This is a genomic window from Streptomyces sp. NPDC001401 (assembly GCF_042895385.1).
In the GTDB taxonomy this organism is placed as follows: domain Bacteria; phylum Actinomycetota; class Actinomycetes; order Streptomycetales; family Streptomycetaceae; genus Streptomyces.
On record NZ_JBIAWI010000004.1, the window covers coordinates 511,483 to 535,381 of the forward strand.

Below are 23,899 nucleotides of genomic sequence, written 5' to 3' on the forward strand. Positions count from 1 at the left end.
CCCCCACGGCTGTGTCTGCTTCGGCTCGCGCCGAATACACCACAGTCGTACGACAGTTCGCAGCCGTATCGGCCAAGAAGCCCCGGCCGTTCGGGCGTCCGGGCGTGCTCAGCCCAGCTTTCCGGCCAGCGCCTTGAACTGCGTCCACGACAGCCCCGGCCGCCCCGGATCCCACAGCTTCTGCACCGTCGCCCGCAGCGGCATCCGGATCCCGGCCGCGACCTGGTCCTGCGTCTGCGAGCCCGCGAGATCGCACCACACGGCGAAGGACCCGCCGAGGATCTGCCCGTCGTACCGCGACGGGACCGCCTGCGTGCCGCGCACGACGAGCGGGGTCCACTGCTCGTAGATCCGCTGTCCGGTCGGATAGAAGAACCTGTTCGGCTGCCCGAGGACGTAGTACAGGAACTCGTCGTTGTAGTTGATGACCTTGCGCCCGGCGCTCAGATACTCCACCGGCTGCCGCGCCCCGTACTCCTTGCCGGTCCAGTACGCGACCTGCAGATCCTTGGCGGGCTGCACGGACGTCCCCCGGAAGAACCCGTCGTTCCACACCCGCATGGTCCGGCCGTGGGCCCGGATCGTGTCGGCCCGGTCGTTGAGCCATCCCGTGGTCAGATCGGAGACGGTCCCCCCGGACCCGTACTTGTTCACAGCGGCGGCGGCCAGCTGGGGATAGGAGGCGGCCGGGTTGGACACCATCAGTGCCCGGTACTCGTCACCGCCGAGATTCCACTGACTGCCGGGGAACAGGCCGGCGTACTCGTTGAGCAGATCGTCGACGATGTTGGCGGCCGCCGGCTTGGAGATGTCGACGGCCCCGCTCGCCGCCACCCCCTGCGCGTTGCGCAGCTGCAGCTCGGGATGAGCGGCGATGACGGCCCCCAGATGCCCGGGCGAGTCGATCTCGGGCACGACGGTGATGTGCCGACCGGCGGCGAGATCGACGATCCGCTTCACCTCGGCCTTGGTCAGATGCTGCCGCGACACGATCTCGGGATGCGTGTCGGACTCGATCCGGAACCCCTGGTCGTCGGAGAAGTGCAGCCCCAGCTGGTTGAACTTCAGGTCCCCGAGCTCCCGCACCCGGTCCTCGATCCAGCCGGCGGTGAAGTGCTTGCGCGCGATGTCCAGCATGAACCCGCGCACCGCCTTGGCCGGCTGGTCCCGCACGATCCCCTCGGGCGCCGTACCCCCGCCGTGCACCTCCTGCTTGAGCGTCCGCGTGCCGTAGAACACACCGGCATCCGTCGGCCCGCTGATGTTCACCCGCCCACCGCGCACGGTCATCGTGTACGACTCCGGGTTCGCCCCCGCGCCGTCGTTCAGCGCCAGCCGCACGTCCCCGGCCCGCACGTCGTTCTTCTCGCCCGCGTACGTCAGCCCCAGCTCACCGGCGATCAGGCGCCCCTCGTCGGCCAGATCGGCGTCGTCCACGACGACGCGCTCGCCACGCACCGGACGCCAGCCGGGCCCGCGCGCCGCGGTGTGGGAGCGCACCGCGGGGATGGTGCGGGGGGCCTTGGACAGGGCGTACGAACGGGTCGGCGTCGGCGTCGGGCTCTGGCCGTGCGAGGCGCTGGGCGCTGCCGCGGACCTGCCCGCGGAGGGCGGCTGCTGCGCCGACCCGGCCGGCCCGCTGTCGTCGGAGGAGGCCCAGAATCCCAGGCCGATCCCGAGCGCGACGGTCCCGGCGAACGCACCCGCGATGATCATGCGCCGCTGCTGCTTCGCGTTCTGCGCCGGAGACCGACGCCTGTGCTGGCTCACAGCGTCAACCTAAGGCCCAAGGGCAACACGAAGCGTCCACCACGCGTCCCGAAAGCCTCCCTTGCGGGTGAAATTCGGGCATCCGTCGGACACGTCACGTCCAATCTCGATAACGTGAGACCACATCTCTCGCAGCTCTCACAGCATCCTCTGCCGAAACACACGTGACGCCCACACACCTTCCTGGCCGAGTCGCCGCCATACCGGCGCTGCCCGAGCAGACCCGCACTCCACCGTCCACGACGGCGCTGGAGGAGTTCAACACCGCGCCCGCCGACGAAGCACGGCGCCTCCTCCTCACCTGCCTCCGCAGCCTCTGCTGGTCCCACCGAGTGGCGGACCACCGCCCCTACCCGGACCTCGACTCCCTGCTCGCCGCCTCCGACGAGGCGGCCTACGACCTGACCCCGGCGGATCTTTCGGAGGCACTGGCAGCCGAGACATTGCCGACATTGCCCGACGAAACCTACGCAGTCGCCTATACAGCCCTGAGGGCGGCGCACGCGGCGTACGAGGCAAGGTTCGGCCACTCATTCGTCATCTGCCTGGACGGCCTGCATGCGGACGAGACGCTGGACCATGCCTTGGCAGGCATCCGGTCACGCTTGGCCAACGATCCCGAGGAGGAACGGGTAGTGGCGGCAGAGGAACTCCGGCGCCTGGCAAGGCAACGGCTGGTGCACTCCCTCAGGGGCGCGGGGAACTGCGCGACCAGCCAAACACAACCCGCACCCGGCAAATAAACCCGGACACCCCACCCCAGAAGCCGCAAACGCTAACCCATACGCGTGCCACTTTGATCACACCGGTAGGCCCCCCGTAAAGCTTGCGGCAGCGCGTCGCTACGATGCTGGGGGCCGGTGGACCGTACCCGGCCGGGCCCGACCGACAGCACAAGCCGGCGCGGCCCCAATCCCCGCTCCCGGAGGGACTTCCGTGCCGGCTGGAACGCTGTACCGCGGCCGGGAAGGAATGTGGTCCTGGGTGGCTCACCGAGTCACCGGCGTCCTCATCTTCTTCTTCCTGTTCGTTCACGTGCTGGACACCGCTCTCGTCCGTGTCTCCCCCGAGGACTACGACAAGGTCGTAGCCACGTACAAGACCCCGATCGTCGCTGTGCTGGAGTACGGCCTCGTCGCGGCCATCCTCTTCCACGCACTGAACGGCCTGCGCGTCATCGCCGTCGACTTCTGGTCGAAGGGCCCGCGCTACCAGAAGCAGATGCTCTGGTCCGTCGTGGGCCTGTGGGTCGTGCTGATGCTCGGGGCGATCTACCCCGTCCTCGGCCACGCCGCTCGTGAACTGTTCGGGAGCTGAGACCGATGGCCACCACTGAAACCGCCGCGTCCGGGATCGGCCCCGTCGAGGGCGACTCCGTCCACAACGTCGACAACCCGGCGCCCCTGATCGAGGCCCCGCGCAAGCGGACCAAGAAGACCCCGAAGTCGACCCGGGGCAACTTCGAGATGTACGGCTGGCTCTTCATGCGCCTGTCGGGCATCGTGCTGGTCGTCCTCGTCCTCGGCCACCTGCTGATCCAGCTCGTGCTGGACGGCGGTGTGTCGAAGATCGGCTTCGCCTTCGTGGCCGGCCGCTGGGCGAGCCCCTTCTGGCAGGTCTGGGACCTCCTCATGCTGTGGCTCGCGATGCTGCACGGCGCCAACGGCCTGCGCACGGTCATCAACGACTACGCGGAGCGCGCGAACACCCGGCTGTGGCTCAAGGGCCTGCTCTACACCGCCACGGTGTTCACCATCCTGCTGGGCACGCTGGTGATCTTCACCTTCGACCCGAACATCCGCTAGGCACGGGGCTGAGGCAACCACTCATGAAGATCCACAAGTACGACACCGTCATCGTCGGCGCAGGTGGCGCGGGCATGCGCGCGGCCATCGAGTCCACGAAGCGCAGCCGCACCGCCGTGCTGACCAAGCTCTACCCCACCCGCTCCCACACGGGCGCCGCGCAGGGCGGCATGGCCGCTGCGCTGGCCAACGTGGAGGAGGACAACTGGGAGTGGCACACCTTCGACACGGTCAAGGGCGGTGACTACCTGGTCGACCAGGACGCCGCCGAGATCCTGGCGAAGGAGGCCATCGACTCGGTCCTCGACCTGGAGAAGATGGGCCTGCCGTTCAACCGGACGCCCGACGGGACGATCGACCAGCGCCGCTTCGGCGGTCACTCCCGCAACCACGGCGAGGCCCCGGTCCGCCGGTCCTGCTACGCCGCGGACCGCACCGGCCACATGATCCTCCAGACGCTGTACCAGAACTGCGTCAAGGAGGGCGTGGAGTTCTTCAACGAGTTCTACGTCCTCGACCAGCTGATCACCGAGGTCGACGGCGTCAAGAAGTCGGCCGGTGTCGTGGCGTACGAGCTCGCGACCGGCGAGATCCATGTCTTCCAGGCGAAGGCCGTGATCTACGCGTCCGGCGGCTGCGGCAAGTTCTTCAAGGTGACGTCCAACGCGCACACCCTGACCGGTGACGGCCAGGCCGCCGTCTACCGTCGCGGGCTGCCGCTGGAGGACATGGAGTTCTTCCAGTTCCACCCGACCGGCATCTGGCGCATGGGCATCCTGCTGACGGAGGGCGCCCGTGGTGAGGGCGGCATCCTCCGCAACAAGGACGGCGAGCGCTTCATGGAGAAGTACGCGCCGGTCATGAAGGACCTCGCGTCGCGTGACGTCGTCTCGCGCTCCATCTACACGGAGATCCGCGAGGGGCGGGGCTGCGGTCCCGAGGGCGACCACGTCTACCTCGACCTCACGCACCTCCCGCCGGAGCAGCTGGACGCCAAGCTCCCGGACATCACCGAGTTCGCGCGCACGTACCTCGGCATCGAGCCGTACACGGACCCGATCCCGATCCAGCCCACCGCGCACTACGCCATGGGCGGCATCCCGACGAACGTCGAGGGTGAGGTCCTGAGCGACAACACGACGGTCGTCCCGGGCCTGTACGCGGCCGGCGAGGTCGCCTGTGTCTCGGTGCACGGCGCCAACCGTCTCGGCACCAACTCGCTGCTGGACATCAACGTGTTCGGCCGTCGGGCGGGCATCGCGGCGGCGGAGTACAGCCAGAAGGCGGACTACGTCGAGCTGCCGGAGAACCCGGCGGAGCTGGTCGTCTCGCAGATCGAGCAGCTGCGTACGTCCACCGGCACCGAGCGCGTGGCGACGCTCCGCAAGGAGCTGCAGGAGACCATGGACGCGAACGTCATGGTGTTCCGCACCGAGCAGACGATCAAGACCGCGGTCGAGAAGATCGCCGAGCTGCGCGAGCGCTACAAGAACGTCGCGATCCAGGACAAGGGCAAGCGGTTCAACACCGACCTGCTCGAGGCCGTCGAGCTGGGCAACCTGCTCGACCTGGCCGAGGTCATGGCGGTGTCGGCGCTGGCCCGCAAGGAGTCCCGCGGCGGTCACTACCGCGAGGACTACCCGAACCGCGACGACGTCAACTTCATGCGCCACACCATGGCGTACCGCGAGGTGGGCGACGACGGCACCGAGTCCATCCGTCTCGACTACAAGCCGGTCGTCCAGACCCGCTACCAGCCGATGGAGCGTAAGTACTGATGGCAACCCCGACTCTGGAGAAGGCGGACGCGGCCCCCGAGCCCGGCTTCGCCGACTCCCCGTACATCACGGTCACCTTCCGCATCCGCCGCTTCAACTCCGAGGTCTCGGCGGAGGCGGTCTGGGAAGACTTCCAGCTGGAGATCGACCCCAAGGAGCGCGTCCTCGACGGCCTCCACAAGATCAAGTGGGACGTCGACGGCACGCTGACCTTCCGCCGTTCCTGCGCCCACGGCATCTGCGGCTCGGACGCGATGAGGATCAACGGCAAGAACCGTCTTGCCTGCAAGACCCTCATCAAGGACATCAACCCCGAGAAGCCGATCACGGTCGAGCCCATCAAGGGCCTGACGGTCCTGAAGGACCTCGTGGTCGACATGGAGCCGTTCTTCCAGGCGTACCGGGACGTCATGCCCTTCCTCATCACGAAGGACACGAACGAGCCCACGCGCGAGCGTTTCCAGACCGCCGAGGACCGCGAGCGCTTCGACGACACGACGAAGTGCATCCTCTGCGCCGCGTGCACGTCCTCGTGCCCGGTGTTCTGGAACGACGGGCAGTACTTCGGCCCGGCCGCCATCGTCAACGCGCACCGCTTCATCTTCGACTCGCGCGACGAGGCCGGCGAGCAGCGCCTGGAGATCCTCAACGACCGTGACGGCGTGTGGCGTTGCCGCACGACCTTCAACTGCACGGACGCCTGCCCGCGCGGTATCGAGGTCACGAAGGCGATCCAGGAAGTGAAGCGGGCGCTGATCACGCGCCGTTTCTGAGGTTCCCCTCCCCTACCTCACCGAAGGCCCCGTTCCCGCTTGGGAAGGGGGCCTTCGTCGTGGACATGGTGTGCGCACACGGGAGTTGACGGCATACTCGATGCACCTACGTCGGGGGTGGGCGTGAACCGAGCACGTTGGGGCGCGGACTTCGGGGGCTTGGCGCTGAGAAGCGAGCATGCCCTCTGGAGCTGGGCGGGTGACTCCTACGGATCGGCCACCGAGGAGTGGGAGTACGTACACGTCTGCAAGAGGACCGACTGCGAGCAGCCCACCCGGAAGACAGCGGCGACCGCGCCGCCTCAACGGTGCGGGTGTGGGGAGGACATGCTCAGCCGCCGGATCGAGTCCGGGAACCGGTTCGATCCGATCACCCACCACACCCAGGACATCTGGGCCTGCCCCCAGTGCCAAGCCGCCCCTCCCCACCGGAAGACCACGCCTCCCCGGCGCACCGACTGCCGTCACGCGTACCAGCGCTATGCCATAGCCGCCCGACAGCAGCACTGAAGGGACCAGCAGCATGCTGAACGGACTGATCTCCGCCGGGAGCAAGGTGCTCGGAGGCTCGCGATTCAGCCTGATCAGCGTGCTGCCCACCTTCCTGGTCATCACCGTCATCGCGGTCCTCGTACGAGCGCACCTGTACGATCCCCACGCCCACGCGGACTTCAGTGCGGTCATGCCGACGACGAAGGACGCCTTCGGTGTCGGACTGTTCCTGCTGATCGCCTTCCTCGGCGGGGTGCTGATCCGACCGTTCGAGGCAGCTGTCGTCCAACTCCTCGAGGGGTACTGGAACCCGCCTTCACCCCTGGCGCCGCTGCACGGGGCCGCGGTGGAATGGCACAGGCGGCGACGGAACCGAGCCATCCTGGACGTAGCACACGGTGCCGCGAGCCCTGCCGCCCCGCAGGCGACCGTCGGCAGACGCCCCCTCGCCGAACTCGCCGCCGTGGACCGTGCCGCCGCGAGGAGGGCTCGCGCCGTCGCCAGATCCCGGCGGATCCGGCGCGGCTATCCCGTGGAGATACGCGATGCCGGGAGAACTGTCAGGGACCGGGACGGAGAGGTGATGCCCACCTTGCTGGGCAACGCCCTCAGGCGCGGCGAGCGACTCTCCGGCGACCGGTACGGCCTTGACATGCCGACCGTGGCACCAAGGTTGTACGCCTTCACCTCGCCTCGCCTGCAAGGCGCCGTCAACCAGCAGATGGACCTCATATCGGCTGCCGCGTCCCTGTCCGTCTCGCTCGGCGTGGCCACGGTCGCGACGATCCCGCTCATCGCCCGCCTCGATGCCTGGTCCCTGCTCCCGCTGGCGCCGGCCTGCATGGCGGTCCTGTCCTACCGGGGAGCGGTGGCTGCGGCGCTCTACCACGGCACGCTGCTCAGCTCGGCATTCGACCTGCACCGGTTCGACCTGATCAGGGCCTTCCACTACGACATCCCGACGGACGCCAGGTCGGTCGTGGCGCTGAACGGCAAGATCTCCACGTTCCTGGCCGCCGACAACCTCCACCGGCTCGACACCAGCCTGGATCTCAAGGACACCAATATGGTGCACCCGTCCGACGACCAGGACGTCCTACAGCGAACTGATCGCGACGGAGCCGCCGAGTCCTAGCACGTTCAGCACCACCCGTTGCGGCTGCCGCAGCCCTCCGCCGTCCAGGTACTCGCGCTCGTTTGGATACACCGCGACACGATCCGCGAAGTGCACAGCCGGGGCGTTCTCCACGTTCCCCTTCACCACCGCGCAGTACGGTCCCACGACGAGCTCCACCCTCCCGAAGAGCACGGTGATGTCGGCCTGGAGGACCCGCAGGCGGTCATTCGGTGAGGCGAAGCCCGTGAACTCCGCGCCCGACAGGTCGATCACCGCGTTCCCGAAGTAGGAACTGACCGTCAGGCTCCGCAAGGGCACGCCGGCGGTGACCACCCGCCGGTCCACGGGTACCAGAACGCTCCGGTAGCGCCGCAGGGGATGATCGTGCTCCCGCGGACGGGACTGGGTCGGTACGCCCAGAGAGAGGGCCGCGCCCAGAACGATCACCACGACCGGCAGGATCTGATGGGCAGCACTGCCGTCGAAGGCCCCGGCGTTGTACGCGGCCCAGACGCCACCCCCCGCAACCAGCACCACAGGCCCGGCCAGCAACCCCTTGGGCACCGCAGCGCGAAGTATCAGCAACAGCCCCATCACGGCCAGCGCATAGGGCATCGCCGACAGAGCCCAGCGCCCACCCGCCCGGATGGCTGATCCACCGCCCAGCAACCAGGTCGTGCCGCCGACTACCACCAGCAGCCCGAAGGCTATTCGCACACGGCCCACCGGCTTCCCCTCCCGCGTTCAGTCTGAAGAGTACTGAAGGCTTCATGACACGTCCCTTGGCAGGCGGGGCAGGCAGGCCCAGGCCGCCCTTGACACCCCTGGGGTCCGGCCACCCCAGGGTTTTCCCCAGGTCCGCCCCTGGCGACGCCGTACCCCGTGCGCTGCCAACGTTGCCGTTCCAGGCCCTGGTTCAGGGGTCCGGACAGGTCGCGTCGGCTCAGGGCCGGGAGGGGCTGATCTCTATGCAGCCGTACGAAGAGGAATACGAAAGGCGTTACCGGGAGGAAGAGGAAGAGGAGTTCGGCGCCGAGGAGTACCGCGAGGAGCGTCGCGCGGAGCGGGTGCCCGAGTCGCTGGAGAGCCCCTTCAGCGAGGAGGAGGAAGTCCAGCTGGCCACCGAGCTGCTGGGGGTCACCTCCGAGGAGGAGCTGGAGCAGTTCCTGGGCAACTGGCTGAAGGCCGCGGCGAAGAAGGCCGGGGGCTTCCTGCGTTCCTCGGTCGGCAAGCAGCTCGGCGGCATCCTCAAGAACGTCGCCAAGCAGGCGCTGCCGGCCATCGGAGGCGCCGTCGGGACGGCGATCGCCCCCGGCCTCGGCACGGCGGTCGGCTCCAAACTGGGCAGCTGGGCGAGCAACCTGTTCGAGGTGGAGGGCGAGGGCCTCGACCACGAGGAGTACGAGTTCGAGACCGCCCGGCGCTTCGTCGCCCTCAGCGGTGCCGCCGCACGGAACGCGGCGTTCGGCTCGCGCCGGACGGCCCCGCGGTCCCTGGCACAGCAGGCCGTCCACTCCGCGGCACGCCGCTACGCACCGGGAGTGGCCCGGCGCTTCCGGGCCTTCTCCGTTCCGGCGCCTTGGTACTGGCCGGGCCCCGTGCCCGTGTACGTCGACGAGCCGGCCGCGGCACCGGACGCCCCCGGCGCCCCCGCTGCCAAGGAGGAGTGGGGCGGCTCCAAGGGGCTCGAGGAATGGCGTCAGGGCGAGGAGCAGCGCGAGGAGTGGGGGCGCCGCGAGGAGCAGCGCGAGTTCGGTGAGGAGCGTGGCTGGGAGCACGCCGAGGAGGAGGAAGAGGACGAGGAGTGGGGGCGCGCCGAGGAGGAGAGGCGCGCCCGGGAAGAGGGCTGGGGACACGCCGAGGGGATGCACCCGGGCGGCCACCACAACGGCCATGCACGGTCGGGTCGTTGGGTCCGACAGGGCCGCAAGATCGTCATCATGGGGGCCTGACCGCCATGGACCTGCGGCCGGCAGCCACCGCGCTGCTCGAAGGCGAGGCCCGCGCACTGCTGACCCGGCTGGACCGGGTCACGCCGTTCGCACTGCACGAGACCATGGTGCCTGCCGCCGCACCGTCCGCCGCCGCCCAGAGCGCGATCGAGCGCTTCCTGATGGAGGGGCGGGCCAGACTCCGGGGCCGGGTCGGTGCGTATCTGGAGTGGCTGGACGGGCCGGGCGGGGAGAGGGACCCCGAGTGGCAGCAGCATCAATTCTCGTTGCTGCGCTGGGAGTTCAACTCCGTACTGACCCACTTCGACCTCTTCCAGTCGGCGGTCACGCAGCGCAGCGAGCGTGACATCGGGGTGCAGCTCGCCGGGCTCGACGTCGCGGCCGTCGACGCGCTGACCACACCGGGCACACCGCTCGCCGACCCGCCGCCGATCGTCTGCTACCTCGCCCGCGGCCCGGGCGGCGCGATCCGCCGGGTGCACACCCGCATCCCCGGCGGCGGCCGCAGCCCAGTCTCACTGATCCGGATACCGCGCGAGCGCATGGTGGGGTACGGGATCGGCTCCTCGCTGGTCCACGAGGTCGGGCATCAGGCGGTCGCCCAGCTCGGGCTGCTGGGGTCGCTGCGGCCCGTGCTGTACGACATCGAGCGGCATGCCCGTACGGCGGCCGAGCGGACGGCCTTCCGCTACTGGGGGCTGACCCTCTCCGAGGTGCTCGCGGATCTCTTCGCCGTGGGGAAGCTCGGCATCGGCGGCACCCTGGGGCTGATGGCGGTGGTGAGCCTGCCGCGCCGGCTGGTGCTCGCCCCGGCCCTCGACGACCCCCATCCGTTCCCCTACATCAGGGTCCGGCTCAGCTGCGCCATGGGCGACGCCCTGTATCCGCATCCCCAGTGGCGGGAGCTGAGCGCGCTGTGGGCCACGCTCTATCCGCCGCGCCGCGCCCCGCGGGAGCTGCGCGCGCTGACCGGGATCCTCGAACGGTCCATGCCCCGCTTCGTCCGGCTGCTGGCGGGCCATCGTCCGCCCTCGCTGAGCGGTGCCCGGCTGGCCGATCTGATGCCCCGCTCCAGCCGTACCCCCGCCCTGCTGCTGGCGCGTTACCGGCGCTGGGTACGGCAGCCCGCGCTGCTGCGCACCGCACCGCCCACGCTCGTCTTCGCGGTCCTCGGCCAGGCCAGGGCCGCCGCGCTGATCACCCCGGAGGAGGAGAGCCGCCTGCTCGGGGAGCTGATCACCCATTGGGCGCTCTCCAGCACGCTCGACGCCCTGGACGGGGCGGCAGCCGCGCCTTTTAGGGGCGCGGGGAACTGCGCGACCAGCCACGACGGCGCCGCAGACAACCGACAACCCATAGCCGCACATCAAGCGGAGCGCTCCGCGCTCGACAGCCGTTGAGGAGGCCGTCCATGGCCACGATCGAAGTACGGCCCCAGCAGATCCAACAGGGCGGACGAGTCTCGCTGTTCGCCACTCCCAGTCGGCAGACCGCCGGCGGAACCACCGAACCCACCGCCGCGGAGGCGGCGACCACCATCACCTGGGAAATCCTCGGCTTCGGCCCGCTGCCCGGCGACCCGACCGATCCCGTCCGGGCCGTCTGGGACGTCCCGGACGACCAGCAGCCCGGCGCCTACACCGCCCGCGTGACGTTCCGCAGCCCCGGTGTCGCGGACGACGTCGGCACCGCCGACCTCACCGTGCAGGTGCGGCCGTTCGCCGCCGGCGACAGCATCAACGTCCAGCTGCGCAGGGCGGGTTCGGACCCGACGGACGACCAGGCGCTGTGGACGGCGATCCGCCGCTCCACCGACCGGATCTCGTTCAACGAGTACAGCGCGTTCATCGACCCGATCATGTGCAACATCGCACCGCTGCCGGGCGCCCGCGAGCCGCGCAAGTCGATCGGGCCGCGCGCCCTGCCCTTCCCCGGCGTGGACGCGTACCGGCTGCTGAAGGTCGCCACCGAGGTGTTCCTGATCGTGCGGTGCGGGGTCCTCGTCGACAGCCACGATCTGACGTCTCCGTTCGAGGGGGTCGACCTGGAGGAGGAGCGGCGCCGCTACGGCGAGTCGGGCGACGTGGACGGCGACGCCTTCGGGCGGGCCATCCAGCAGCGCTGGCTGCGCTACATCTCGGCGCACTCCCCGGGTGAACGCCGCCCGGACGAACAGGACCTGGCGCTGCTGCCCTACCTCGGGGTGATCCGGCTGAAGCTGGGCGAGCTGGCGATCACGGACGCGGACAAGTTCGGCGTGGAGTGCTTCGGCATCCTGCGCGACAAGCTGACCTTTCCCTGCTTCCTCGAACTGATCTGGTCGTACTGGCACGAGGAGGGCATGCTGGTCCAGTCGACCGAGGCGATCGCCGCGCGCTTCCAGAACCTGCACGGCCCCGGCGACTACGATCCGCTGGCCCACGTCGACATCGATCCGCTGCGCGCCCTCAACCAGCTGATGTGGGGCTACGTACAGGACGAGCAGAACCGGCTGTCGCCGCTGCGCCGGGCCTACGAGTACGACCACCAGTACGGGATCACCCAACTGGCGCCGGGCGGACCGCCGTTGCGACCGGTGGACAGCCGTCCCCGGTTCCTGGAGGCCTTCCACACCCTGCTGAGTCTGACGTCGGTCTTCTTCCGCGAGGACGACGACACCACGATCATCGCGGACGGCTTCCCGGTGCTCAACGCGCTCAAGGACGTCCATCTGCTGCTGACCGAGGGACAGCACAACCAGTACGGCGACCTGCCCTGGACGGCCCGCCAGGAGATGCTCATGGAGGAGTGGCTGCTGGCCCGCCCGGAGATGCGCGAGTTCCTGCCCGGCCGCACGATGGTCGCCTACCCCGAGCAGTGGATGGACCGCGTCGACACCATGAAGCGGCTCCAGGGCTGGACCCCGGACACCGTCATCCACTTCCGCGACCTCGGCCGGTTCGGCGAGCAGCTGCTCCTGTCGATCCGGTACGGCAACTGGAACGCGGTCAACGACCGTACCCAGGCGGCGAACTGGGCCCGCTACTGGCGTTCGGAGATCCAGGGGTACCTGCACTCGTACCGCTCGGTGACCGGGGTCGACCTCGGCCTGGAGCGCACGGACGCGCGCATCGACGCCACCATGCCGGCCGTGCATCTGCGGCGCAGGCTGCTGGAGCAGCAGGGCCGGCACGCCGTCGCCGCGGGCTCCGACCAGCGGGGCGGGCGCGAGCTGGGCCGGGCCGAGCCCAGGGCGCAGCTGCCGCGGGCCGCCGCCCGGGCACCGCGGGAACTGCCGCGCGGCAAGCAGCCCGAACGGCGGCCCGCCGGGCTCCCGCCGGGACGTACCGGCGCAGCTCGGCGCGGCCGTCCGGAAGGGGAGTGAGGTCATGCCGGCCGCTCCGATCGCCCTGCGGAACGGGACCGGGCACGTGCCGGTCGCCCGGGCCGGGCGCGTGCGCGGCACCACCGCCCGCAACCGCGCCTACGCCCGTTCGCTCGGCTGGGAGGCCCACCTCCCGGCCGTCCGGCGGGCCCTCGACCGGCAGCGTACGCACTGGGACTGGGCCACGCTCGGCGCCGAGACGCGGAAGTGGCAGGCGGTACAGGGCATTTCACCGGCGGACGGCGTCATCGGGCCCGCCACCTGGGCTCTGCTGCGCACCGCCGCGGGAGTGGCCAGGGACCCCTCGATCGCCTATCAGCTCCCCGAGTTCGGACTGGGGTTCCGCGCCACGGGCAGGCCCGCGCACCGGTTCGGGCGGCCGGAGACCGCCCGTGCCCTGCTGGCCGTCGCCGCCGCCTGGCGGCGGGCGCATCCCCGGGGGCCCGTGCTCGACATCCGGGACCTGTCCCGCAGCGGCGGCGGCCCGCTGCCCGGGCATGTCTCGCACCGGCTCGGCCTCGACGTGGACATCCGCCCGGTGAAGGCCAACGCCCGTCAGGGACCGACAAGTTGGCGTCAGCCCTCGTACTCGCGGGCGCTCACTCAGGAACTCGTCGACCTGCTGCACGGCAACGGCGTGCTGCCGGTCCACGTGATCTTCTTCAACGACCCGGAGGTCCGCGGCGTACGCCCGCTGAAGAACCACGACAACCATCTGCATGTGCGCTTCGCACCGCCGTCGGCCTCACCGTCGCCGTCGGCACCGGCGTCCGCCGCCCGCAGGAGCTCCGGCCCGGTCCTGGAGGTCACGGCGACCCCGCGGCTCGGCGTGCTGAGCGCCCAGGGCAAGGCGCCCTACCGGTTCACCGAGGACGACGCCGAGTGGACCGCGCGGTTCATCATCGGGGAGTCGGGCGGCCGGGACGACGCGGACAGCCATGCGGTCATCTGGGCGATGTTCAACCGGTACGCGCTGCTCACCCGCCCCTACTACCGGACCTTCAACGCCTTTCTGCGGGCCTATTCGACCCCGCTGCAACCGGTCCTCAAGAGCTGGGGTGCGAGCAGGCGGAACATGAACCGCGCCGACTTCGTCCGGACGGGCGGCACCTTCGGACCGCCCGCCCCGCCCGGCATCCCCCGCGGCCAGCGCCGTGCCTACCTGGACCTCCAGCAACGGCCGTGGGCCCAACTGCCCGCCGCGGCAAGGTCGGTGGCCGTGCGGGCGCTCGGCGGGGCGATCCCGAACCCGATCGGCAACGCCACGGAGTTCGGCTCGACGTACGTCTACTTCCACGACGCGAACCGCAGGTATCCGAACCCCGACGAATGGCGGCGCTTCACCGAGCAGTACGCCGCCAGGATGGGATGGCAGTGGATCGGCCCCGTACCGGGCCTCGACCAGAACAAGAACACCTTCTTCGTCCAGCGCAGGCTCGCCTCACTGCCCGTCCCCGCGGTGCGCGTCCTGGCGGGGTGAGTCCCGTCGGCCCCGACCGCCGAACCACTCAACGGCACACGCATTGAACCGACATGACAGGGCGCTCACCATGGCCCTGGGAACACCGACGACTCACGGGGGTGGACGTCGACATGCCGGTGAACGCGCTGCCGTACCGGACTCAACAACCGGCCGACGCCGGGGAACTGTCGTTCTACGGGCGGAAGCCGCAGCTCGGAGCGGTGCAGGACCGGCTGCGTGAGGCCCGCGCCGGTGCTTCGCGGCTGGTGGTCGTCGAGGGTCCGCCGGGCATCGGGAAGACGGCCCTGGTCCGCCGCTTCCTGCGTACGGCGGACCGGGTACGCGTATTGGAGGCCAGCGGCGCCGAGAACGAGACGGCACTTGCCTACGGCGTACTCACCCAGCTCCTGAGACAGACCACGGTGGGCGAGTACGCACCGGGCCCGCAGGACGAGCCCAGCACGGCCGGCGCACGACTGCTGGCCCTCGCCGACCGGATCCCCGCGGACAGAGTCGTCGTGGTCGTCATCGACGACGCCCACTGGGCGGACGCCCCGTCGCTGGACGCCCTCACCTTCGTGCTGCGCCGCCTGCAGTCCGAGCCGGTCCTCACCGTGCTGGCCGTCCACGGACCGGCCGAGGCCCGGCTTCCCAAAGGGCTGGGGAGGCTGCTGGCGGACGACGAGACCCTCCGGCTCACCCTCGACGGCCTGACCGTCGAGCAGACCGGCGCCCTGTGCGACCGGCTGCTGCCCACGCGCCTGCCGCCGCACGCGGTCGGCAGGCTGCACGCCCACACCCGGGGCAATCCGCTGCATCTGCGCGCCCTGCTCCGCGAGGTGGAGCCGGAGGTCCTGGCCGCTTCCGACTCACCCCTGCCCGCCCCCCGTTCGTACGAGTCGCTGGTCCGGGACCGCCTCGCGCACTGCGACCCCCCGGCCCGGGACCTCGTCGCGGCGGCGAGTGTGCTCGGGCTGCGGGCGACGCTGCACCGGGTGGCGCAGCTCGCCGGTCTGGAGAACCCGCTGCCGGCGGTCGAACAGGCCGTAGGACAAGGGCTGTTGGAGGAGGGCCCGGCGGGCGGTCCGCCCGAGCTGGCCTTTCCGCAGCCGCTGATCCAGGCCGCCGTCTACCACCAGCTGGGCCCGGCCCGGCGGGCCGCACTGCACACCAGGGCGGTGCAGGCCAGCAAGGACACCGCCGGCCGTACCTGGCACCAGTTGCTCGCGGGCCGCAGCCCGGACCCGGCGCTGGTCGCCGACCTCGCCACGGGCGCCCGCCGGCAGGCCGCCGCCGGCCACTGGTCGAGAGCCGCGTCGATGGCCGCGCACGCCTCCCGGCTGGCGACGACCCGGCCGGAGCGGGAGCGGCTGACCGTGGAGGCGGCGGACGCGCTGCTCTGCGACGGACGGGTGGAGGAGGCCGCCGATCTGGTGCGTTCACTGCCGGGAGACACCGCACGCGCGGCCCATCGGTACGCGCACGGCCATCTGGCGTTCGTCCGGGGCGAGACGCCCAGCGCCCGGCTGCTCCTCGACGACGCGTGGCGGCACTGCGATCCGGCCGTCGACCCGGCGCTGGCCCGGCGCATCGCGGAACGGCTCTCCTACGTCTGTCTCCTCCAGGGCGAGGCTGCGGCCGCCGTCCGCTGGGCGCAGCGGGCCGAAAGTCTGCCGCCCGTGCCGTTCACCTGCGGAATGCTGCGCTACGCACAGCTGGCCGCGCTGGGCCTGACGGGTGCCGCCGAGGAGGGCATCGCACGGGCGGCCGGGCTGCCGGAGTCCGTACTCGTCCAGTCGGGGGACGTGGACCTGCTGCTCGGCCGGAGTGCGCTGCGGCTCGGCTCCGACGACCTGGAGGGCAGCCGGGCGGACCTGCGCTCGGCGGCCCCCCTGTGCCGGAGCGGGCCCGCGCCCCTGCGCGCGATGTCCCAGCTCCTGCTGGGCGAGACCGAACTCCGCCTCGGGAACTGGGACGTGGCTCTCGCCGAGCTGGAAGCGGCGGCGTCGACCGCGGCCGGCCGCGGCCTCGCCTGGCTGGAGCCGGTCGCCCACGCGGACGCCGCGGCGGCGCTCGCCCTGCGGGGGCTCACCGAGCGCGCCGCCGAGCACCTCGCGAAGGCCCGGGACAGCAGCGGATACGGCCACGGGGTGTCGAGCTTCGCCCATGTGGCCAGGGCACAGGCCCAGTTGGCCGCGGCCCGGGGGGCGCAGGACGAGGTGGCGAGCGCGCTGCTGCCCCTGCTGCAGCGGGAGTCGGTGGCGGAGACGGTCGTCGCACCCTGGCGTGATCTGCTGGCGGACGCGCTGACCGCGCTCGGGGAACACCGGCAGGCCGAGCGGATCCTGGACGGCCTGGACGCGCCCACCGCCCACCGGGGCCGGCACTCCCAGCTGGCGGCGGCGGCCCGGGCACGGGGCACCCTGCTGGCGGCGCGCCGGGCGCCGGCCGCCGCGGAGTGGTCGTTCCGCAAGGCGATCGGCCACGCGGAGCAGGTGCCGGACCCCTTCAACCGGGCCCGCGTCCACCTCGCCTACGGCGCGTTCCTACGCCGCGCGGGCAAGCGGACCGCCGCCGCCGGGCAACTGCGCCGGGCCCTGCACACCTTCACCGAGCTGGGCGCCGCCCCCAGCGCGGCCCACTGCGAACGCGAACTGGCCGCCATCGGCGGGGCGATCGTGCCGGACTCCCCCCTCACCCCGCAGGAACTGGCGATCTCCCGCCTGGCCACGTCCGGACTGACCAACCGCCAGATCGCCCGCCATCTGGTCCTCAGCGTCAAGACGGTCGAGTTCCACCTCAGCCACGCCTACACCAAGCTGGGCATCACGTCCCGCATGGGCCTGCTGGACAAGCTGCCGGACGCCCCGTAAGGGGCGCGGGGCTGTATCGATATGCGGCTCCGCCGCGTGGGGCGACCAGCCACGACGATCCGCGGACAAATGACGGCACATCGCCGCGCATCCCACGGTGCGCGCACCCTCGCTCCTATTCTGACGGTATGTCAGATGACCAGTCGTACGAACTGCTCGGATTCGACAACGTCCTGCTGCCCGTCGGGAACCTCGGCACGGCGGTCGACTTCTACGAGCGCGCCGGCTTCGAGGTGGGCTTCCGGTTCGACGAGGCCGGGATCGCGCAGCTGAAGGTCGGCGGCGAGACACCGGGGATCCTGCTGCGGCAGGAGGAGGAACTGGGGCATCGGTCGCCGCCGTGGCCCTCTCCCCGCGTGTGGATCGAGGTGGCCGACGCGCGGACAGCGGCCCGCTCCCTCGCCGCGGCGGGCATCACGCTCCTCGACGAACCCTTCTCCGTGGCCACCGGCTGGACCGCCGAGATCGCCGACCCCTGGGGGAACGTCATCGGATTCACCGACTACAGCAAGCGCCCGGAGCTCGGCCGCCGCCCCTGAGGCCGCGAAGGACGGCTCCTGCGTCACCCCGTAGGCTCTCGTTCCGTGCGCGCGAAGAACGACGGCCCCGACGAGGGCGGCAACCCCAGCAAGTCCGAGCAGACCCGTGCGCTGATCCTGGAGACCGCGATGCGGCTGTTCCAGGAGCGCGGCTACGACAAGACGACGATGCGGGCCATCGCCAAGGAGGCCGGGGTCTCCGTCGGCAACGCGTACTACTACTTCGAGGGCAAGGAACACCTGATCCAGGGCTTCTACGACCGCCTCGCCGCCGAGCACCGGGTGGCGATCCGGGAGGTCCTCGCCCGGGAGACCGACCTGGAGGCGCGGCTGGCGGGCGTGCTGAAGGTGTGGCTGGACATCGCGACGCCGTACCACGAGTTCGCGGTGCAGTTCTTCAAGAACGCCGCCGACCCGGACAGCCCGCTCAGCCCGTTCTCCCCCGAGTCCGAGCACGCGCGCGTGGAGGCCATTTCCGTCCACCGGGAGGTACTGGCGGGTGCGACGAAGACCAAGGTCCCGGAGGAGCTGAGGGACGTCCTGCCCGAGCTGATGTGGCTCTCCCAGATGGGGCTGGTCCTGTACTGGATCTTCGACCGTACGGAAGGGCGGGAGCGGAGCTACCGCCTGGCCGAGCGGGGGGCACGGCTGACCGCTCGGGGTGTGTCACTGGCCCGGTTCCGGGTGCTGCGGCCGCTGGTGCGGGAGGTGCACGAGCTGTTCACGGACTTCTTGCCGGGGATGACGAAGGTGCTGCCGAACCCCGGCAAGTCCTGAGAGCCGGTGAACTTCCGGACGCGGTCAGTTCACCGCGTCCACCTCCCCCTCCGCCAGCTCCACGTCGTACACCAGCGGTCCGTCCGCCACCACGACCTGTGCCGCACGTGAGCCGTACGACGTCGCGGTCGTCGCCAGCAGATACGTCCCCGGCGCCGGTACCGACACGATGTACGAGCCGTCCGCCAGCGATGTCACCCGGTCCAGCTGGCGTCCGCCCTTCGACAGCAGCGTCACCGCGGCGCCGTCCACCGGCTCTCCGTCGGCGGTGCGTATGAAGCCGTGTACGGCGGAGGCGGGACCTTCACCGGCTTCGGGCCCGGCCTCCTCCTTGGGCTCGACGGCCAAGTGCGGAAGCCGCTTCTCCAGCCAGGCCGGCAGCCACCAGTTGGAATTGCCGAGCAGGTGCATCGCGGCCGGCACCAGTGCCGTACGGAGAATGAACGCGTCCAGGGCCACCGCGGCAGCCAGGCCCACGCCCGCCATCGCGGCCCCGGAGTCGCCGCTGAGGACGAAGGCCAGGAACACGCAGACCATGATCAGGGCCGCGGAGTTGATGACCCGGCTGGTCTCCGCCAGACCGACCCGGACAGCGCGCGCGTTGTCGCGCGTGTGCACCCACTCCTCGTGCATCCGGCTCACCAGGAACACCTGGTAGTCCATCGACAGCCCGAACAGCAACGACAGCATGATGACCGGCAGGAAGGCGTTGATGGGGCCCTCCTTGCCGAGGCCCAGCAGATCCAGGCCCCAGCCCCACTGGAAGATCGCGACGAGCACGCCGAAGGAGGCGGCCGCGGCGATCAGGTTCATCAGGGCGGCCGTCAGCGGGACGACCAGGGAGCGGAAGGCGACGAGCAGGAGCAGGAAGCCGAGGCCGATGATCGTCGCTATGAAGAGCGGCAGGCGGTCGCCCGTGACCGACGCGAAGTCCTTGGAGACCGCTGTCACGCCGCCCACGTGGGCTTCCGCCCCTGCCTTCGGAATCACCTTGTCGCGCAGGGTGTCGATCAGGTCGTCCGTCTGCTTCGACTGCGGCGATGTCGTCGGGACGACCTGGATCACGGTCACGCCCTGCGCGGGCGGCAGCGCGGCCACGCGCGCGACGCCGGGGGTCGACCCGATGTCCCTGACGAGGGAGGCCGTGTCGCCGCCCGCGGTGACCACCTGGAGCGGGCCGTTGAAGCCGGGGCCGAAGCCCTCGGCGAGGAGGTCGTAGGCCTTCCTGGTGGTCGACGAGGCGTTGTCGTTGCCCTGGTCGGTGGCGCCGAGGCGGAGCGACAGCACGGGAATGGCGAGGACGGCCATGACGACCAGGGCGAGTGCGGCGATCCGGCGCGGACGCTTCTGGACGTTGTCCGACCAGCGGGCCGCGAGGCCGCTCGCGTGCTCGGTCTCGGGGCCGCTCGCGGCGAGGCGCCGACGCTGGCGGCGGCTGAGGACACGCGGGCCCAGGAAGCCCAGCAGGGCAGGGAGGAGGGTCGTGGCGGCCAGGACGCTGAGCACCACCGTCAGGGATGTGCCGATGACCACGCCGTCCAGGAAGCGCAGTTGGGTGACCAGCATGCCGGCGAGGGCGATGCAGACCGTGCCGCCCGCGAACAGGACCGCCCGGCCGGAGGTGTTGAGGGCGGTGACCGCCGACTCCTCCGGGTCCAGGCCGCGCAGGATGCCCTTCCGGTGCCGGGTCACGATGAAGAGCGCGTAGTCGATGCCGACGCCCAGGCCGATCAGGGAGGCGAGCAGCGGGGCGATGTCGGGGATGTCGGTGGTGTGGCTGAGCAGCTGGGTGGAGAACAGGCCCATGCCGACGCCGAAGATCGCGATGGCGATCGGCAGCATCATCGCGAAGAACGAGCCGAAGGCCAGGAAGAGCACGACGGCCGCCGCGACGATGCCGACCATCTCCGACAGGCCCTGCGGCGGCTCCTGGACACGCTGGATGGCCTGGCCGCCCAACTCGACGTGCAGACCTGCGCGTTCGGCGTTCTGCGCGGTGTCGACGACGTTCTGGACGAGGTCCTTGGGCACCTCGTTCGCGCGCTTGGCGAAGGTCAGCTGGGCGTACGCGATCTTGCCGTCACGGCTGATCTGCGCGGCTCCCCGGGCGCCGGCGTACGGGCTGGTCACCTCGCCGACGCCGTTCATCTTCGCGATCTTGTCGAGGGCGGGTGTGATCCGGGACTGGACCGCCTGGTCCCTCACCGAGCCCTGGTCGACCTTCCACACCACCGTGTCGGTGTCGCCCGAGGTGTTCGGGAAGGCCTTCTCCATCAGGTCGTATGCGCTCTTGGAGTCCGTGTCGGGGAGGGAGAACACGTTCGCGTAGTTCGTGCCCGCCGTCGAGGCCGAGAAGCCCAGGCCGAACAACGCCCCCACCCACAGCAACAGGACCACCAGCCGGTGCCGATAGCACCACCGTGCCAATGCCGCCACGATCAACGCTCCTTTGCCGTCGTCGGTTGGTCCCCCCAGGTCCTGCGCAACAGGATTGGCTGCGCCACGCGCGCGTGGACACCGATCGCCATGACTCTCAAGGAACTCCAAAGACCGATCCGGCCCGACTGTCAGTGGCCCGCCCGATACTGGGGGCATGACGACGGCTCCAGGCACCGTGCTGGTGGTGGAGGACGAGCCGAGCATCGCGGACGTCCTCGCCATCGCCCTGCGCTACCACCGGTTCGAGGTGATGATCGCGGGCACCGTCCGCGAGGCCCTCGCGCTCGCCGAGCGCACCCGGCCCGACGCGGCGCTGCTCGACGTCATGCTCCCGGACGGGGACGGGCGGGCCCTGGGGCGCGAACTGCGCGCCAGGCGGCCCGACCTGGCGCTGGTCTTTCTCACCGCACGCGACTCGCCCGCCGAGATCGTCGGCGCCCTCGGCTTCGGCGACGACTACATCACCAAGCCGTTCAACATCGACGAGGTCGTCGCCCGCATCACCGCGGTGCTGCGGCGCACGCGCACGGCCGACGTACTGCCGCAGCGGCCCCCGCTGCGCTACGGCGACCTGGAGCTGGACGAGACGACGTACAGCGTCCACCGCGCGGGCCGCAGCGTCGAGCTCACCCCCACCGAGTACGCCCTGCTGCGCTTCCTGGTGCGCAACGGCGGCCGGATCGTGCCCAAGGAGCAACTCCTGCGCCATGTCTGGCAGTACGAGCACACACCGCCCGAGTCGACCGTCGTGGAGACCTACATCAGTTATCTGCGGCGCAAGCTGGACGTGCTCGGGCCGCCGATGATCACCACGCGGCGTGGTGTGGGATACGGGCTGGCATGAGGCTCCCGCGCGCGCTGTGCACCAAGCGGGGCGTCCACTCCCTGCGCGCCAAGCTGACCCTGGCGAACGTGGCCCTGCTCGCCCTCGGCATCGTGGCGACCACCGCCATCAGCCTGATGGGCATGCGGTACTACCTCATCGGCCAGATCGACGGCGGGCTGACCAAGATGCGCGACTCGCTGGCCGGTTCGCAGCTCACGATCCGGCAGATCGACTCCCTGGGCGCGCTGACGTTCGTCCACGACCGCCTGGTCCCGGACTCCACGGACAAGGAGCGCTCGACACCGGACTCGATCTACACGGCCGTCGACGGCAAGGGCGCGGCCGTCGGCATCCTCGGCGTCAAGCCCACCGAGGCACAGACCGGCCTGGCCCGCGCGGTCGACGACGCCCGGGCGCTCGCCCGGGACACCGATCCGCACGAGGTGAAGGTGCACGGCAACACGTACCGGGTCACAGCCGTCCGGCTGTCCGACGGCACGTACGTGCTCATGGCCGCGTCGACCGAGGCCCTGCACCGCGGCATGGCCAAGGCTCTCAGACTCGACTTCGCCGTCGGCGGCCTGTTGCTGGCGCTGCTCGCCTGTCTGACCCTGTTCAGCGTGCGGCGCCGGATGCTGCCGCTGGAGGACATGGTGGAGACGTCGACGGCGATAGCCGAGGGCGACCTGACCCGGCGCGTGCCCTCCAGCCACCATCCGACGCAGGAGGTCGAACAGCTGCGGCTCGCCCTCAACTCCATGCTCCACCAGGTCGAGTCGGCGTACCGCACGCGCGAGGACAGCGCGGCCCAGCTGCGCCGCTTCGTCGCCGACGCCTCGCACGAGCTGCGCACCCCGCTGTCCGCGATACGCGGCTATCTGCAGCTGTACGACAAGGGCATGCTCACCGACCCGGAGGAGCGCAGGAGGTCCTGGGAGCGGGTGCTCGCGGAGACCGACCGCATGGGGCGGCTCGTGGACGAACTGCTCACCCTGGCCCGCCTCGACCAGCAGCCCGAACTGCGCTTCCGGAACGTCGACGTGAGCCGCCTGGTGCGGGACGCGGCCGAGGACCTGCGGGTGCAGCAGCCGGAACGGCCCATCAAGGTCGCGGCCGACGGCTCCGTGCTGGTGCACGCCGACGAGTCGGGGCTCAGACAGGTGCTGGGCAACCTGGTGGGCAACGTACGCACACACACGCCCGCGGACGTGGCGGTGCGGCTGGGAGTGGAGCGGGAGGACGGGGTCGTACGGCTGTGTGTCGCGGACGAGGGTCCGGGGCTGTGCGAGGAGGACGCCGCGCGGGTCTTCGACCGCTTCTTCCGGACCGGCGGGGGCGCGGGCAGCGGGCTGGGCCTGGCGATCGTGCAAGGGGTGGTGCAGGCGCACGGCGGGGAGGTCGCGGTGTGCACGTCACCGGGCGAGGGTCTGGCCGTGACGGTCACGCTGCCGTCCCGGACGGCCGTACGGCCCTGACTCGACGGCCGGCGCTCAGGGGTTGACCATGACGAGCGCCCATACGGTCTTGCCGTGGCGCCCTCTGCTCCACACCCCCCAGGCCGCCGCGATGTTCTCCACCAGTTGCAGGCCGCGGCCGGCCTCCTCCCACTCACCGACCAGCCGTAATCGGGGCTCCAGCCGGCCCTCGTCGGACACCTCTATGAGACAGGACCCGTCGGCGAGCGCGGTCACCGCCACCTCGAACTCCCGCTCCAGGAGCGGGCCATGGCGTACGACGTTGGTCGCCAGCTCGGACACGAGCAGCACCGCGTCCGCCAGCGCCGGATCGTCCGGCAAGTGCCCCCAGTCGGCCAGATGGTCCCGGACCCGGCGCCGGGCCAGACCGACGGAAGCCGGATGCCGGGGCAGCCGGAAGGAGTTGCGTCTCAACACGTTTGCTCCTCACCCCGCGCACACCTCCGTCACATGGTCC

Annotated in this window: 19 protein-coding genes; 15 read left to right on the forward strand and 4 right to left on the reverse strand. The window is 70.7% G+C overall.

Annotated features, from left to right (window positions below):
* Positions 1–108: 108 nt before the first annotated feature.
* Positions 109–1,716 (reverse strand): glycoside hydrolase family 20 protein, encoded by a 1,608-nt coding sequence (locus tag ACFY10_RS17630; protein WP_390666187.1) that lies wholly within the window; start codon positions 1,714–1,716, stop codon positions 109–111.
* Between the two features lie 218 nt (positions 1,717–1,934).
* Here ACFY10_RS17630 and ACFY10_RS17635 point away from each other — a divergent pair, with 218 nt between their 5' ends.
* The 6 genes from ACFY10_RS17635 (at position 1,935) to ACFY10_RS17660 (ending at position 7,753) form a co-directional block, all read left to right on the forward strand.
* A complete protein-coding gene (locus ACFY10_RS17635) occupies positions 1,935–2,513 on the forward strand; it encodes a 2-oxo-4-hydroxy-4-carboxy-5-ureidoimidazoline decarboxylase (protein WP_390666020.1) in 579 nt (192 codons plus the stop codon).
* A gap of 193 nt (positions 2,514–2,706) precedes the next feature.
* Complete coding sequence (gene sdhC / locus ACFY10_RS17640; RefSeq protein ID WP_037884595.1) at positions 2,707–3,087, forward strand: succinate dehydrogenase, cytochrome b556 subunit; 381 nt, start codon at positions 2,707–2,709, stop codon at positions 3,085–3,087.
* Positions 3,088–3,092: 5 nt separating this feature from the next.
* A complete protein-coding gene (locus tag ACFY10_RS17645; protein ID WP_390666021.1) occupies positions 3,093–3,575 on the forward strand; it encodes a succinate dehydrogenase hydrophobic membrane anchor subunit in 483 nt (160 codons plus the stop codon).
* A gap of 23 nt (positions 3,576–3,598) precedes the next feature.
* Positions 3,599–5,353, forward strand: coding sequence for a succinate dehydrogenase flavoprotein subunit (gene sdhA / locus ACFY10_RS17650; protein WP_390666022.1), 1,755 nt, complete (start codon positions 3,599–3,601; stop codon positions 5,351–5,353).
* On the forward strand, positions 5,353–6,126 hold the full coding sequence (locus ACFY10_RS17655) for a succinate dehydrogenase iron-sulfur subunit (RefSeq protein ID WP_390666023.1): 774 nt from the start codon (positions 5,353–5,355) through the stop codon (positions 6,124–6,126). The genes sdhA and ACFY10_RS17655 overlap by 1 nt, the downstream gene beginning before the upstream one ends.
* 523 nt (positions 6,127–6,649) lie before the next feature.
* A complete protein-coding gene (locus ACFY10_RS17660; protein ID WP_390666024.1) occupies positions 6,650–7,753 on the forward strand; it encodes a hypothetical protein in 1,104 nt (367 codons plus the stop codon).
* Here the strand turns inward: ACFY10_RS17660 and ACFY10_RS17665 are convergent.
* Positions 7,715–8,461 (reverse strand): hypothetical protein, encoded by a 747-nt coding sequence (locus ACFY10_RS17665; protein ID WP_390666025.1) that lies wholly within the window; start codon positions 8,459–8,461, stop codon positions 7,715–7,717. The genes ACFY10_RS17660 and ACFY10_RS17665 overlap by 39 nt on opposite strands.
* Before the next feature lie 242 nt (positions 8,462–8,703).
* On the opposite strand from ACFY10_RS17665, the gene ACFY10_RS17670 reads away from it, so the two are divergent.
* The 7 genes from ACFY10_RS17670 (at position 8,704) to ACFY10_RS17700 (ending at position 18,702) form a co-directional block, all read left to right on the forward strand.
* Complete coding sequence (locus ACFY10_RS17670; protein WP_390666026.1) at positions 8,704–9,687, forward strand: hypothetical protein; 984 nt, start codon at positions 8,704–8,706, stop codon at positions 9,685–9,687.
* Positions 9,688–9,692: 5 nt separating this feature from the next.
* Positions 9,693–11,087 carry a hypothetical protein gene (locus ACFY10_RS17675; protein WP_390666027.1) on the forward strand — a complete coding sequence of 465 codons (1,395 nt, stop codon included), beginning with the start codon at positions 9,693–9,695 and terminating at the stop codon, positions 11,085–11,087.
* Between the two features lie 11 nt (positions 11,088–11,098).
* On the forward strand, positions 11,099–13,051 hold the full coding sequence (locus ACFY10_RS17680; protein WP_390666028.1) for a hypothetical protein: 1,953 nt from the start codon (positions 11,099–11,101) through the stop codon (positions 13,049–13,051).
* A gap of 4 nt (positions 13,052–13,055) precedes the next feature.
* On the forward strand, positions 13,056–14,531 hold the full coding sequence (locus tag ACFY10_RS17685) for a penicillin-insensitive murein endopeptidase (RefSeq protein ID WP_390666029.1): 1,476 nt from the start codon (positions 13,056–13,058) through the stop codon (positions 14,529–14,531).
* 113 nt (positions 14,532–14,644) lie between these two features.
* Positions 14,645–17,386 (forward strand): helix-turn-helix transcriptional regulator, encoded by a 2,742-nt coding sequence (locus tag ACFY10_RS17690; RefSeq protein ID WP_390666030.1) that lies wholly within the window; start codon positions 14,645–14,647, stop codon positions 17,384–17,386.
* Between the two features lie 128 nt (positions 17,387–17,514).
* Entirely contained in the window at positions 17,515–17,925 is a 411-nt protein-coding gene (locus ACFY10_RS17695) for a VOC family protein (protein WP_390666031.1), read from the forward strand.
* Between the two features lie 45 nt (positions 17,926–17,970).
* Positions 17,971–18,702, forward strand: a complete 732-nt coding sequence (locus tag ACFY10_RS17700) for a TetR/AcrR family transcriptional regulator (RefSeq protein WP_390666032.1) — start codon at positions 17,971–17,973, stop codon at positions 18,700–18,702.
* 24 nt (positions 18,703–18,726) lie between these two features.
* Here the strand turns inward: ACFY10_RS17700 and ACFY10_RS17705 are convergent, their stop codons facing one another.
* On the reverse strand, positions 18,727–21,129 hold the full coding sequence (locus ACFY10_RS17705) for an MMPL family transporter (RefSeq protein ID WP_390666188.1): 2,403 nt from the start codon (positions 21,127–21,129) through the stop codon (positions 18,727–18,729).
* Between the two features lie 166 nt (positions 21,130–21,295).
* Between ACFY10_RS17705 and ACFY10_RS17710 the strand changes: the two genes are divergently transcribed.
* Both ACFY10_RS17710 and ACFY10_RS17715 read left to right on the forward strand, forming a co-directional pair.
* Entirely contained in the window at positions 21,296–21,985 is a 690-nt protein-coding gene (locus tag ACFY10_RS17710) for a response regulator transcription factor (RefSeq protein WP_390666033.1), read from the forward strand.
* Complete coding sequence (locus ACFY10_RS17715; protein WP_390666034.1) at positions 21,982–23,442, forward strand: ATP-binding protein; 1,461 nt, start codon at positions 21,982–21,984, stop codon at positions 23,440–23,442. The genes ACFY10_RS17710 and ACFY10_RS17715 overlap by 4 nt, the downstream gene beginning before the upstream one ends.
* A 15-nt stretch (positions 23,443–23,457) precedes the next feature.
* Here the strand turns inward: ACFY10_RS17715 and ACFY10_RS17720 are convergent, their stop codons facing one another.
* The gene (locus tag ACFY10_RS17720) at positions 23,458–23,859 is read right to left on the reverse strand and encodes an ATP-binding protein (RefSeq protein WP_390666035.1); all 402 of its coding nucleotides are present in this window, start codon (positions 23,857–23,859) and stop codon (positions 23,458–23,460) included.
* Between the last annotated feature and the right edge of the window lie 40 nt (positions 23,860–23,899).

Bases quoted from the DNA above. Each gene is read 5' to 3' on its own strand.
- ACFY10_RS17630 (WP_390666187.1), bottom strand. From the start codon at position 1,716: ATGATCATCGCGGGTGCGTTCGCCGGGACCGTCGCGCTCGGGATCGGC.
- ACFY10_RS17645 (WP_390666021.1), top strand. From the start codon at position 3,093: ATGGCCACCACTGAAACCGCCGCGTCCGGGATCGGCCCCGTCGAGGGC.
- sdhA (WP_390666022.1), top strand. From the start codon at position 3,599: ATGAAGATCCACAAGTACGACACCGTCATCGTCGGCGCAGGTGGCGCG.
- ACFY10_RS17655 (WP_390666023.1), top strand. From the start codon at position 5,353: ATGGCAACCCCGACTCTGGAGAAGGCGGACGCGGCCCCCGAGCCCGGC.
- ACFY10_RS17660 (WP_390666024.1), top strand. From the start codon at position 6,650: ATGCTGAACGGACTGATCTCCGCCGGGAGCAAGGTGCTCGGAGGCTCG.
- ACFY10_RS17670 (WP_390666026.1), top strand. From the start codon at position 8,704: ATGCAGCCGTACGAAGAGGAATACGAAAGGCGTTACCGGGAGGAAGAG.
- ACFY10_RS17675 (WP_390666027.1), top strand. From the start codon at position 9,693: ATGGACCTGCGGCCGGCAGCCACCGCGCTGCTCGAAGGCGAGGCCCGC.
- ACFY10_RS17680 (WP_390666028.1), top strand. From the start codon at position 11,099: ATGGCCACGATCGAAGTACGGCCCCAGCAGATCCAACAGGGCGGACGA.
- ACFY10_RS17685 (WP_390666029.1), top strand. From the start codon at position 13,056: ATGCCGGCCGCTCCGATCGCCCTGCGGAACGGGACCGGGCACGTGCCG.
- ACFY10_RS17690 (WP_390666030.1), top strand. From the start codon at position 14,645: ATGCCGGTGAACGCGCTGCCGTACCGGACTCAACAACCGGCCGACGCC.
- ACFY10_RS17695 (WP_390666031.1), top strand. From the start codon at position 17,515: ATGTCAGATGACCAGTCGTACGAACTGCTCGGATTCGACAACGTCCTG.
- ACFY10_RS17710 (WP_390666033.1), top strand. From the start codon at position 21,296: ATGACGACGGCTCCAGGCACCGTGCTGGTGGTGGAGGACGAGCCGAGC.
- ACFY10_RS17715 (WP_390666034.1), top strand. From the start codon at position 21,982: ATGAGGCTCCCGCGCGCGCTGTGCACCAAGCGGGGCGTCCACTCCCTG.